The organism is Vibrio sp. HENC-03, assembly GCF_000305755.2.
In the GTDB taxonomy this organism is placed as follows: domain Bacteria; phylum Pseudomonadota; class Gammaproteobacteria; order Enterobacterales; family Vibrionaceae; genus Vibrio; species Vibrio owensii.
Map to the genome: position 1 here is coordinate 19,309 of NZ_JH976126.1, position 13,269 is coordinate 32,577.

Consider the following 13,269-nt stretch of genomic DNA (forward strand, 5'->3'; position numbering starts at 1 on the left):
TCTTAAACCATCCACATAAATTATCTTAGAGGGGCTTGTCCCCTCTTTTTCCGTTTTGGCAGGTTACATTCACATCTTCACCATTAAGCATCTCCATCATGGGTTCGATTTTACTATTACCCCACACGACAAAACCAAAGCACAATAAGGGGAACAACAGATGAATAAGGGATTTAAGCGTGCCAAGTTTGCCGCGTTGAATCACAGTGGGTCTGAATACCTTCACACCTATAGGTGGAAACTGACCTTCGATTAATCCACGAACACCAAGTGGCAGCATCAATACCGCAGAAAGTAAAAACACGGACAGTGGCATCCAAAAGAACAGCATGTGAACCAGAAGTTCTAATCCCTGCATACCGAACACTTCATAGCATTCGGGCGCTTCGGCAACTGCTTGCAACAAAGGCTCCCCCTCAAGCTTAAACAGCACGCCAACTAGAACGCAAAATACGCCAGCGATAGCGACTCTGGTGATCTTTTCTTGTTTGCTGTACTGCGGTGCATATTCCTTCATGCCCTTTCCTATCATGATAAAAACCGAGAAAGTCAGCTTAAGAATGGCACGCCAGAGCGCAAATGTATGGGTGGCTTTTGGGACGCACAATGGCGAATAATGAAACAGAAAGAAAACAGCCTCAATATCGCTATTGAGGCTGTTGGAAAGTTCATGAGTCCGGTTTAATCGTCGAACAACAAGTTGATTGCAATTGCCATCAAAACTAAGCCTGAGATTGGCAGCAAGACACCCAGTGGTGAGCGCTCGATATAAGGCAGATTCTCTGCAATCAATAAGCCCCACTCAGGCTCTGGCGGCTTAACACCAAGTCCGATAAAACTCAGAGAAGTCAGGCTAAGCGTAATGTAAGGCAAACGCAGAAACGCGTGGCGAATCAATGGCGGCAGCACATAAGGCAACAAGTAGTAACGGAGTACTCGCCACTGACTGGTTCCCCAAATGGGCGCAAGATGCGTGTAAGGCTGCGCTTTGGCTTCCATCAACAAACTTGCACAGTGCGCTGCTAATGGTGCCCACGACACCATAACAATCGCAATCAAAGCGCTGTTTGGGTTCATCCCCGTTAGACCAGCAATCAGCAGACCCGCCACAATGTACGGCACACCTTTGGTTATCTCAATTAAGCCTTGGCTATAACGAGTCACGAAACCCAGCAGCAAGCCAATCACCAAACTTAGGAACGTCGCGATGATGCCCATTTTGATTGTCGACATCATACCGCCACCAACGCGAGCAAGCAGATCTCGTCCAACCGCATCGGCACCAAACGGTGCTGCGAAGCTTGGCGATTCAAGGCGAGTAAATTGGATGGTGTAAGGATCGCGCATTAACGCCCATCCCGCACAACCAATCAGCAAGGCAAAGATTGTGGCGCTGACGATGCGTTTGGTGGTGCTTTGGGTAAAACGGAACGTGCTGTGACTGCTGATTAACTTGCCACTCGTGACACTGTGCCCGAGTAACCAGCGTTGCAATAAGATGCTCGCACTGCTGATCAACATTGAGAACACCAGCAACACCAACAAGCCACCTTGCAGCATCGGCAGATCTTGTGACTTCGCTGCGCCTAAGATTAGTCGTCCGATACCCGGAATGGAAAACACTTGTTCCACAGCAACCGCACCGCCGGTTAAACCAATCACCGTCATTGCGATTTGAGGAATCAAGTTACTAACGGCACGCCACAAGGCAAAGCGTAAAATTTGAAACTGACTGACGTTCGCCGATAGCCAAGTGATCACCCAAGGCTCATCTAATACACGCTTGAGGCTGTCATTGAGTAGGCGCCCGAACAAGCCAGCAGCAGGCAATGCCATTGCCAAACTTGGTAGCCAGAGGTTTTGCACGCCTTGCCAACCATAAGGCGGGAACCAGCCCAACCAAATGGAAAACACCATGATCAGCAACGAAGCAATCACGTATTCCGGCAATGAGACCAACACCGAACTGAGCGTGTCATGATGCTTGTCTAAACGATTCTGTTGCCAACGACGCACAGTGTAAAGTACGCTCGCCATGCACATTACAAATGCCATGCCTAGCGCTGTAAGCATCAGTAATAGCGACGTTTTTGCAGTTTGTTGAACGCTCTCCATCACGGATGCGCCGCTCACCCAAGAGACACCTAAGTCACCTTGCATGGCAAGCGTCAACCAATCCCACAGTCGCTCAGCAGCGCTGCGGTCAAGTTGAAGATCTTCTCGAATTGCTTGCAGAGCTTCCGCCGTCAGCAATTGTTGAGCACCCGCACGGGCACGGAGGATTGATTGGCTTGGATCGATACCTGCAATATCCGGCATCAAACCCACCAGCACAACCACTACCCCGAGAGACAGGAAGCGCGACAAAAAACGCGTAAACCATTCAGGCATACAAGCGCTCCAACGAGAGCGCATGTTGGCAACAGACGACATCGAGTTAGTTCACCTCAGTAAACTGGTCGATCAGGCGACGCTCACGTGGGTCACGTTGTGCATTCTTCACACGATCACTCTCACCTTGGATTACACGCTCGTGAAGCAGTGGAATCACAGCGTATTGTTCAAGGATTTTGCTTTCTGCTTCGATGATCGCTTGTTGGCGTTTCTCACCCAATGGCTGACGATCAGCGTGTTTCAATGCAGCATCCACTTCTTCAGAGCAGAACTGACCTAGGTTGTAAGAACCTTTACAGCTAAAGTCACTTTGCATGTACGCGACTGGATCACCAGAATCCAGTACCGTTGCACGTGACAACAAGAACGCATCGAACTTACCTGCTAGTGCATCGTTTTCGATTTGTGCGTATTCACGAACGTCTAGTTCAACCACAAAGCCAGCCGCTTCAAGTTGTTGCTTTAGCAGCACCGCCACTTCTGGCAACTCAGCACGGTCGGTAAATGTACCGATGGTGATCTTCTCACCGTTCGCGTGGCGCATTTCCATGGTTTCCATACGAGGGTTCGCATCACGAATTGGTTGAGCCCATGCCAATGCTGGACCTAACAGACCTTTCGCTGAATCGGCGTGGTTCTCGTAAACCGTTTTGATGATTTGCTCACGGTTAACCGCTTGAGCCGCTGCTTTACGCAAACCGAACTGGCTAAACACATCTGATTTATTGTTTAGGTAAAGCGTGTTGGTACGTGGCATTGCGACTTCGTGCAGCTGTGAAGATTCCATCATCGCGATTTGCGAAACAGGAACCGCTTCGACTACATCCGCCTCACCGGTACGCAGCGCTGCAGCACGAGCAAAACCGTTTGGTACGTATTCCGCGAAGATGCTGTCTACTTTTGCTTTTTCGCCCCAGTAACCGTCAAAACGCTTCAGTTTCGCGCTGGTTGTACCGTTGATTTCTGTCAGAACGAATGGACCCGTACCCGCATTGATTGGCACAACACGACCGTTTTCTTGGTATGCAGCACCAGAAAGGATCGCTAGCTGTGGGCTAGATAGACGGCTTGGCAACAATGGATCGTTAAAGGTCGTTTTGATTTCAACAGTGAAGTCGTCCAATGCGCGAACTTGCCATTCGATACCATCCAAAATGCGTGGCTTTGGTGCGGCATCTAATGCTTTTTGTAGAGAGTTCACAACCGCGTTGGCATCAAGGTCAGAACCATCATGGAATTTCACGCCCTTACGTACCGTAAATTGCCACGTCATCGGATCAACTTGTTCCCATTCCGTTGCCAGCATAGGCTCTGCTACCGACTGATCGTTTAGGTTCACTAGCGTTTCTGCTGTGCTCCAACGTGACAGTTTGAACGCGTCATCTGAAAGTGGTGACAAACCTGTGCGTGGTGGTTGCATCATGGCAACGCGAATTTCCGTTGCTTGCGGTGCGGCTGCTTTTTCCGCTTCTGGCTTGCTTTCGCCAGAGTCAAAACAACCCGTCAGCAGTGCGCTTAAAGCCAGCGACAAAGCTAACTTGGGAGTACTAAGGTGCATAAGAAACCTCTCCAATGGTTTTTGTGAATTCATTACTTTTGTGTTGAGCGCTCATCAAGGCTCTCGTGATCAAGTGTGATGGGTTATTTGTCACGTTTTGTGCCGTGCCGTGCTCGACAACGCGTCCTTTGTCTAACACTAGGATTTCATCGCATAGGGTTTGTGCCGCATCGAGGTCATGCGTCACCAAAATCAGGCGCATCTGACGACTCTTTTGAATGCCTGCCAACAGGTCGAGAATCTGTTTACGACTGACGGGGTCTAAGCTACTCGTTGGCTCATCGGCAACCAACACACAAGGCTCGACAATCAAAGCTCTAGCGATAGCCACGCGTTGGGCTTGCCCAACTGATAATTGCTGCGGGTTACGATCCAACAATGTGAGATCCAAACCGACATCCGCCAACACCTTTTCCACCTTCTCGTTGAGCTCTTGCGTCAAACCAATGTTGCTTAGCGGCTCCAGTAAGATCTGGCGAACGGTGTAATAAGGATTCAAGCTCGATTGCGGCTCTTGCGGAATCAATTGAATGTGCTGACACAACTCTTGGCGCTGCTTAGCCGAGCTACGCGATAGCGGATAACCACACACATACACTTCACCAGATGTGGGTTTACGAAGACCAAACAGAAGTTCAATCAAGGTCGATTTACCCGCACCAGAAGGACCAACAATCGCAATGTTCTTTGTGTCGATGGCAAGATCCAATTGTTCGAGCGCTTTGAACGGTTTGCCCCCTAACCAACTTGGTTTGGAGTAATAGTGAACACTGGCTTGCTCAAAGCGAACTTCCGCCGATTTAGGCTGCGTGTGCCCGCTCAAGTTGTGCTTAGTCAAAATAGGCTCCAGAGATGAGGTTAAGGCAGCAGTTGCGCAAGTTGTTGGCAGAAAGGATGCGAACTTTGCTGAATGGCTTGCCATGGTGCGCCATAAGCCACCATGGTGTTGTCCGCAATCACCAAGACTTTGTCACACGCCAAAGCCGCAGATAGATCGTGCGTGATCAACAAACCACTGATGTTGCGTTGTTGAACACTGCTGCGGAACAACTCAAGGATCTCCGCTTCGGTGATTGGATCGAGCGCACTGGTGGGCTCATCAGCGATGATCAAGTTGGCACTACCAAGCAATGCAATGGCAATACAAATACGCTGACGTTGACCACCAGATAGCTGACTTGGATGCTGCGCTAATGCTGCTTTTGGATCCGCAAATCCGAGTTGAGACAACAAGGTCGTCACCGTTTCTCGGTTTGCTGAAGACAAGCGTGTTTTGTTGCCCGTCAATGCCAAACACAGTTGTTGTTCGACAGACGCCAATGGATTCAGCGCTTTAAGTGCATCTTGGAAAATGACCGCGGGACGCTGAGATTGACTACGTTGCAGCATGACAGTTTGTGCGACTTCACTGCTGTTAAGCTGGATACTTCCGTCTACCCAAATATCTGACGGCAAAAAACCTGCGACGGCTTTCGACAACATGGATTTACCAATGCCGGAAGGTCCCATAATGGCAAGAACTTCACCTTGAAACAGCTCAAAAGAAATGTCTTTGAAGAGTGTGCGTTCTGAGTCTGTAAGGCTGAGATTATTAACGGAGAGTATTGGTTGAGAAATCACGACATCAAACTAAATGTAACAATATAACATAACGATAGTATCACGCAGGTCTGAGCAAGAAAACAACTCAGAGGGGTTATTTCATCACCTTTTTCACGCTTTTATCAGCAAGGGCAGATGGCTCCGCCCTTGCGATAGCGCATCTAAATAACCGAGTTTGTAAAATCGTGAATTACTGACACTTTTGTTTGACTTGATCGAGGTATGGGAACAAGAAGACAAAGCGCCCAACGTAGAACAAAGTGAATGCCAGCCACAAACCGTGGTTGCCCCAATATTGCACCGCAATAAATTGCGTCACTAAGAACAACACCATGGTTAGGAAGGTAGAGTTACGTACTGGTCGCGTCGTCCCTGTGCCGGTAAAGATGCCGTAAAACGTAAGCCCAAAACCAGCAACCAACGGGAATGCCAATAACCAAGGGCTCATGTCTAGATACAGCTCAACAAGGTTTGGCAAAGTGGTAAATAACGACACCACTTGGTGCTTGAACAGCACCAACAGCAAGGTCAATACAAGAACGAACGCCGCTGTCCATTGCGTGTTTAGCTTAATCACGTTATCAAGCAATGTCGGATTCTTCTGCCCTACCGCTTTACCTGCAAAGACGCTCGAAGCATTCGCCACACCATCGAACATGTAGCTGACGATGAAGGTCACTTGCATCAAGATTGCGTTCGCCGCGAGCACATCAGAACCTAGTTGAGAGCCTACACGCGCCATCATGTTGAAGAACACCAGTAGACATACTGTACGAAGCAGCAGATCCATATTGGAAGACGCGATAACTTTAAGATCTTTACGCGTCATTTTCGCTGTTTGAATGTAATCAAACAGTGGGAAGCGACAAGTTTTCAACACCAGCACCGCACCAATAATAAACGTCGAGATTTGCGCGATAAGTGTCGCTACCGCAACGCCAGCAATGCCCATATCGAAGTACAATACAAATACGATATCCAGCACGATGTTCAGCACGTTACCGAATACTTGCGTGAACAAGGTTTCTTTGGCTTTCGCCTGCCCCATCAACCAACCAATCACGGTGTAGTTCAGCAGTACAAACGGCGCACCAAAGATCATGATATCGAAGTAAATCTTCGCGTTTTCTGCCACAACGGCATCAGGGGAGATAATCAACTCTGCCCCCATCCAAATCACGGACTGCAACGCAATGAAAATCAAGCCAAGGCAGAGAGAAAGCACGAAAGGACGGAATAAGCTACTCGCTTGATCTTCTGGGCTATTTTTACCTAATGCGATTGCACTTTGCCCAGTAGTACTGACGCGGAAAAAGCCAAACAGCCAATACAGGGTATTCATGATGACGGTGCCGATCGCCACACCACCAATCATCTCAGCCACACCAAGTTTACCGATCACCGCGGTGTCCACCGCCCCCAATAATGGTTGGGTAACCGTAGAAACAATGAAAGGAAATGCGATTTTAAAATAGTCTTTATGAGTCAGATTCATGATTTGAAAAAGTTGGTTAGAAAAGTGCAGAACGCGTGAAGAGTCGGTTTAAGTCATCTTGCCACCGAACTGCATTCTATTTGTTTAATGGGCTCAAGTTAACCACAAAATGGGAAAAAGAATGAGAACGAAAATCAATAAAGTAGTTAACTCATCGAGTTTTATTCTCTAGAACTTTGCCAACGTGGCAGGATTGCAGAACTTCGTCAGATAAGTACCGACAGCAATAAACGCAAAAGCCCCAACACTTGGTTGGGGCTCTCTCATTTTTAAAGGCGTTGAGTAATTACGCTTTCTTCACAAACTGCGCCGTAACCATCATCTCGCCAGCGCCATCAACTTTGCAATCTAGCTGATGATCTTTGCCGTCTTTGATGCGACGAATCACCGCTTTGGTGCCGATTTTAAGTACCAGCGAACTGCCTTTTACTTTTAAGTCTTTCGCTAACGTGACCTTATCACCTTCTTGCAGCAACGTGCCGTTGGCATCTTTCACGTTTACGGCATCTTCGTCTGCCGTCTGATTCGGGTTCCACTCGTAGGCACACTCTGGGCAAACAAGCTGGTCTTGGTCTGGGTAAACGTATTCTGAGTTACAGTTTGGGCAAGGAGGTAGAGACATAAGTAATTACGAGTTATGAATTTGCCGTTATGGTAAAGGGTATTGCTCACCTTATCGAGTAGATTTGTCAAAAAACGCCCTCACAGCTTAGCCTTCCCTCTTTGGAAAGGCATTTAAGATAAGGGCGTGTTTCTGTTTGATTAAAGCTCTGTACCGTTAGACGCGATAACACGCTTATACCAGTGGAAAGACTTCTTTGGCGTTCGGTTTAGTGTGCCGTTGCCTAGGTTGTCTCTATCTACATAGATAAAGCCATAGCGCTTACTCATCTCACCCGTTGATGCCGCTACCAAGTCGATACAACCCCACGGTGTAAAGCCCATCAGCGGAACACCATCGGTAATCGCATCGGCCATGGCTTCTACGTGTTGGCGCAGATAATCAATGCGGTAATCGTCTTGTACTTCACCATTTTCATCCGGCACATCTTTCGCGCCCAGACCGTTTTCTACTAAGAACAATGGCTTTTGGTAGCGATCATAAAGGGTGTTCATAGTAATACGCAGGCCAAGCGGGTCAATCACCCACCCCCAATCACTAGCAGGCAAATGCGGGTTCCTAATCGACTTCACGACGTTGGCTTCACTGGTGTTATTGGCATTCATGTCTGCTGATGCACAACGTGAGGCGTAGTAACTGAATGAGATGAAATCGACCGTGTGTTTCAGCGTCTCATAATCTTCTTCAAGAATCTCCAGCTTCACGCCTTTTTCATCAAACACTTTCTGTGCGTAAGATGGGTAGTAGCCACGAGACTGAACATCAATAAAGAATAAGTTCTCACGATCTTTTTGCATCGCTGTGAACACATCTTCCGGCTTACAGCTGTATGGGTAGAAGTTACCCCCCGCCAGCATACAACCAACTTGGTTCTCTGGATTGATCTCATGAGCAATCTTAGTCACCAAGGCGCTTGCAACAAGCTCATGGTGTGCGGCTTGATATTTCACTTGGTCGCGGTTTTCACCCTCTTGGAACAACAAACCCGCGCCAGAGAATGGGCTATGCAGAAGGATGTTGATTTCATTGAACGTCAGCCAGTATTTCACTAGCCCATCAAACGCTTCGAAACAGGTTCTTGCGTAGCGTTCAAAAAAGCCAATCATCTTTCGGTTTCGCCAAGAGCCATACTCGTTCACTAGATGCATTGGCACATCGAAATGGCACAGCGTGACAAGCGGCTCAATACCGTACTTGTGGCACTCTTCAAATACGCTGCGGTAGAAATCAATGCCTGCTTGGTTTGGCTCTAGTTCATCGCCTCTCGGGAAGATTCGGCTCCATGCGATCGACATGCGAAAGGTCTTGAACCCCATCTCTGCTAGAAGTGCGATGTCTTCTTTGTAACGGTGATAAAAATCGATGGCTTGATGGCTTGGGTAGAACTCTTCTTCACTCAACTCCACCGAATCGACAAGGCCGAGTTTGATTGGCATTCGGTTGTCACCATAAGGGATCATATCCACAGTCGTGAGCCCTTTGCCTCCCTCTCGGTATCCACCCTCAGATTGGTTTGCTGCGATTGCCCCACCCCATAGGAAGTTTTCTGGGAACACAGATTTAGACATCTTATTTACCTCTTAACATAGAGCCACCAGCAAAGGCGGCTCTATCAATTATTCAAATCTTGGTTATGCGGAAGCTGGCTTTGCAGGCTCTAACACCGTTTCTTGTTCTTCGGCTTTTTCTTTATTTGCGACGTCTTTATTCGCGATAGCTTCGCCTTCTTCGTCTTCATCGTTTGGAATATCCTCAAACCCAAGGATTAAAGTCAGAGCGAAAGAAAGCACAATCGACAGAGCAATCAGACCAAATACCCATGCGATGCTCATCGGGTCGTTCACATCAAAGAACTGCACACTAGTGAACAAGCTCGGCGCTGCCATTGAGTGACTCGCCAGCCCTGCCATGCCAGCAAGTGCACCCACGATGAAACCAGTAATCATGGTCGCGATAAGTGGTCGTTTCAGACGAACAAGTACGCCGTAAAGCGCAGGCTCTGAGATACCCGCAAAAATAGCAGACGCACCCGCTGCACTCGCGGTTTGTTTCAGTTCGCGGTTTTTAGTTTTCCATGCAACCGCAAGACAAGCGCCACCCATGCCGATGTTGGCACCAATTTCCGATGGCATAACCATGCCTTCACGGCCAGTTTCAGCAATGGTTTGAATGATGGTAGGCGTAAATACGCGGTGCATACCTGTCAGAACCAATAGTGGCCAAAGTGCGCCCATGATCGCGACCGACAACCAACCTAGTGTGCTGTGAATGGTGTAAACCAATGCTGAAAGCGCAGTACCAATCCAAATACCTAGTGGACCAATCAAAACAATGGCTAGTGGTGCTGCAATCAATACGATCAGCATCGGTTTTAGGAAGTTCTTCGTTACTGCAGGTGTGATGCTATCAACCCAACGTTCGATGTAAGACAGCGCCCAAGTCATCACCAACACAGGAATAACGGTATAAGTGTATTTCACCGAAGTAATTGGAATACTAAAGAAGTCAACGTGCTTGCCATCAGCTGCTTGCGCCATCAATTCCATGAAGTTCGGGTGAATCAACACGCCCGCAATCGCAATGGACAGTGACATGTTGGTTTTGAATTTAATTGAAGCAGACGCGGCAACCATAACGGGTAGGAAGAAGAACGCACCGTCGCCAATCGCATTGAGGATGATCAGTGTTGAAGAATCATCATCAAGCAAGCCTGTCATCTTAAGAACCATAGCCAGCAGCTTCACCATTGAGCCGCCGATGATCGCCGGAATCAGCGGCGACATGGTGCCGACTAATGCATCAAGGATCTTAGCGCCAATCACTTTTGGAGTAAGCTTGACCTTTTTCTCTTGTTCACTCGATTCTGATGAAGAAAGGTTACACAACGCCATCACTTCTTTGTACGCATAAGATACGTTATTGCCAATGATGACCTGACATTTATCACCATTGTGAACCACACCCATCACACCTTTGATGCCCTTCAGTGCTTCTGCATCTATCTTACTTTCATCGCTTAATACAAAACGCAATCGTGTCATGCAGTGTGTTAGTGCCACTACGTTTTCTGCACCGCCCAGCTTCTCTAGTACTGAACGAGCAATGATGCCGTAATCTTTCGCCATCTTTCTCACTCCAATTATTATTCATCAACCTGTAGGGAGGTTGTTTTATTGCTGCGAACCTTCAAATGAGAATCAACGAAATCGAACACAACAACCAAGTTACCGGTAACATGTTACTGGTAACTATCGGTAAATAAACCGCGTATTCGGAGAACAAGTTCAAAGTGGGATAATGGCTGGAATCCACTGCAAGGTGAATGAAACAGCGAAATCTAAACATGATTCACGTTCTCAAAGACGTAAATCTGATCCGCTATTTCATTGATGAAGCTAATGATGTTGCATATGAGCAAGTAACATTTATAAAACGTTAAGTTTGGAACCAAAAAAGCCAGAGTCATGCTCTGGCTTTACTTTAGTAGAGGTAATTGCTAGCTTTTCGCTTCTTCCAACTTACGAAGGTTGGTCATTTGCTCCATGACTTTGTCGACTGAGAAGCTTGGGATCTCTTGTCGTGGAGGGAACTCTTTAAATGACTTCAACATCTCTGCGACTTTCTGTTGAGCAGGAACCAATAAGAACACATGCTCAAACTGCCATTTCTTGTAGCCAAAGCCTTGATCGCCTTTCTCAAGTGGATCGACTTGAAGATCGAAGATCATAGGCAAACGCAAGTTAGTCAGCTCTTTGGTCCAGACATCCCAGCCTTCGTGTTCTTGGATCTTGAAGTGCATCTTGAATCGTTTGTCACGCATAGCAAGCAGCTCACCATCATCAGACCAATAGAAGAACTCATCACGCGCTGATTTGTCTGTTTTACCCGTAATGAAATCAACTTGGTTGTAGCCATCAAGGTGGTTTTTGTAAGTCTGGTCTGCCGACGAAGACTTATATCCTTTCAGCAAATCTTGCTTGATGGTGTCATTCCCTGCAATGGATAGTAGCGTTGGGAACCAGTCTTCACTCGCGAACATGTCGTTCAACTTGGTGTTTGGTTGAATATGACCAGGCCAACGAATCATTGCTGGTACTCGGAAGCCACCTTCCCAACCAGTGTTCTTCTCGCCACGGAATGGGCTAAATGCCGCATCTGGCCACGTCGCATTCATCGGGCCATTATCCGTGGTGTAAATCACAATGGTGTTATCCGCAATCTTCAAGTCATCGAGCTTATCAAGCAAATCCCCAACCATGTTGTCGTGCTCAACCATGCCGTCTGCGTATTCGCCAAGCCCTGTTGTTCGGTGCTCTGCTTTCACGTGAGTGCTGATGTGCATGCGCGTTGCGTTATACCATAAGAAGAATGGTTTATCGGCTTTGACCTGACGCTCCATGAAGTTCATCGCGGCATCAAGGGTCTCTTCATCGACCGTTTCCATACGTTTGCGAGTCAGCGGCCCTGTATCTTCGATCTTGCCATCCGCATAAGAGTGAATCACACCACGTGGGCCAAAGTTCTTACGAAACTCGGGATCTTTCGGGTAGTCTGGGTTCTCTGGTTCTTCCTCTGCATTTAGATGGTACAGGTTCCCCATGAACTCATCAAAACCATGATTGGTTGGCAACATGTCGTCTTTGTCACCTAAGTGGTTTTTACCAAATTGCCCCGTGGCATAGCCCATGTCTTTTAGCGCTGTTGCCATGGTGATATCTTGCATCTGCATGCCTTGCGCAGCACCAGGTAGACCAACTTTCGTCAAACCAGTACGAGCTGGCATCTGACCTGTAATAAATGTACTGCGTCCTGCGGTACAAGATTGCTGTGCATAATAAGTGGTAAATAAAGCGCCCTCTTGAGCAATACGGTCAATATTAGGCGTCTCGTAACCCAACATACCTTGGTTGTATGCAGATATATTGCCATAACCGACATCATCCCCAAAAATAACCAGCATGTTTGGTTTAGAAGCCGCATGGGCTGCAACCGATGATGTGGCGGCCACCATCGCAAGCGTTAGTGTAGATTTATTTATCTTCATAATATTATTTCTATAATGGTTCTTGGTTGAGTGAATTAATGAGTATTTAAATAAAAAGAAGCGTATTCACTTTCTATAGTGATCAAGAACATTATTTAATTAGGAAGAGTAAAGGTGGTTATATTTAAACAACCACCTTTATTGAATATACGACGAAGGATTAACTACGGCCTCTCAATTCAATTGGCTGAGATTCATCGACTTCACTTCGGGTCACTGAGCCACCAGCGCGTGAGTCATTTCGACCTTTGAGCGTCATTTCTGGTTGAACACGCTCATACTGTACCTGATTGCCTTCTGGCATCGTCATATCAACCGTACCCGTGTATGTGCCTTCACCCGCGACAGCTGCGTTGCCAAAACAAATTGCGAGACTTAGGATTATCAGTCTTTTCATAAATACCCTCTCTCTTAATCATTTTTTAAAATATTTTACTTCTAATAATTTGAGAACATTTCTACTCAAACTTCATTTTCATAGTAGTAGAGATAATAAAAAACAGACAAGGAAAGATGACCTTTCCAATTTGGATATATATAAGAAAACAAATTAT

Annotated in this window: 11 protein-coding genes; all 11 read right to left on the reverse strand. The window is 47.1% G+C overall.

The annotated features are described in order from the left end of the window. Positions 1-25 precede the first annotated feature (25 nt). The 11 genes from VCHENC03_RS07270 to VCHENC03_RS07220 all read right to left on the reverse strand — a co-directional run bounded on the left by VCHENC03_RS07270 (position 26) and on the right by VCHENC03_RS07220 (position 13,112). A complete protein-coding gene (locus tag VCHENC03_RS07270) occupies positions 26-517 on the reverse strand; it encodes a hypothetical protein (protein WP_009707058.1) in 492 nt (163 codons plus the stop codon). 164 nt (positions 518-681) lie between these two features. After that, positions 682-2,433: an ABC transporter permease subunit gene (locus VCHENC03_RS07265; RefSeq protein ID WP_009707059.1), complete on the reverse strand. Its 1,752-nt coding sequence runs from the start codon at positions 2,431-2,433 to the stop codon at positions 682-684. 4 nt (positions 2,434-2,437) lie between these two features. Further along, a complete protein-coding gene (locus tag VCHENC03_RS07260) occupies positions 2,438-3,952 on the reverse strand; it encodes an ABC transporter substrate-binding protein (RefSeq protein WP_005441857.1) in 1,515 nt (504 codons plus the stop codon). After that, positions 3,942-4,790 carry an ABC transporter ATP-binding protein gene (locus VCHENC03_RS07255; RefSeq protein WP_009698234.1) on the reverse strand — a complete coding sequence of 283 codons (849 nt, stop codon included), beginning with the start codon at positions 4,788-4,790 and terminating at the stop codon, positions 3,942-3,944. The genes VCHENC03_RS07260 and VCHENC03_RS07255 overlap by 11 nt, the downstream gene beginning before the upstream one ends. A 20-nt stretch (positions 4,791-4,810) precedes the next feature. After that, positions 4,811-5,572, reverse strand: a complete 762-nt coding sequence (locus tag VCHENC03_RS07250) for an ATP-binding cassette domain-containing protein (protein WP_009707060.1) — start codon at positions 5,570-5,572, stop codon at positions 4,811-4,813. Positions 5,573-5,744: 172 nt separating this feature from the next. Next, the gene (locus VCHENC03_RS07245; protein ID WP_009707061.1) at positions 5,745-7,049 is read right to left on the reverse strand and encodes an MATE family efflux transporter; all 1,305 of its coding nucleotides are present in this window, start codon (positions 7,047-7,049) and stop codon (positions 5,745-5,747) included. A gap of 286 nt (positions 7,050-7,335) precedes the next feature. Beyond that, complete coding sequence (locus VCHENC03_RS07240) at positions 7,336-7,671, reverse strand: zinc ribbon domain-containing protein YjdM (RefSeq protein ID WP_009707062.1); 336 nt, start codon at positions 7,669-7,671, stop codon at positions 7,336-7,338. A gap of 140 nt (positions 7,672-7,811) precedes the next feature. After that, positions 7,812-9,239, reverse strand: a complete 1,428-nt coding sequence (locus VCHENC03_RS07235) for a 6-phospho-beta-glucosidase (protein WP_009707063.1) — start codon at positions 9,237-9,239, stop codon at positions 7,812-7,814. A gap of 63 nt (positions 9,240-9,302) precedes the next feature. Beyond that, complete coding sequence (ascF, locus tag VCHENC03_RS07230) at positions 9,303-10,796, reverse strand: PTS cellobiose/arbutin/salicin transporter subunit IIBC (protein WP_009707064.1); 1,494 nt, start codon at positions 10,794-10,796, stop codon at positions 9,303-9,305. A gap of 371 nt (positions 10,797-11,167) precedes the next feature. Beyond that, the gene (locus VCHENC03_RS07225) at positions 11,168-12,715 is read right to left on the reverse strand and encodes an arylsulfatase (protein ID WP_009707066.1); all 1,548 of its coding nucleotides are present in this window, start codon (positions 12,713-12,715) and stop codon (positions 11,168-11,170) included. Between the two features lie 160 nt (positions 12,716-12,875). After that, positions 12,876-13,112 carry a hypothetical protein gene (locus VCHENC03_RS07220; RefSeq protein WP_009707067.1) on the reverse strand — a complete coding sequence of 79 codons (237 nt, stop codon included), beginning with the start codon at positions 13,110-13,112 and terminating at the stop codon, positions 12,876-12,878. Positions 13,113-13,269: the final 157 nt, after the last annotated feature.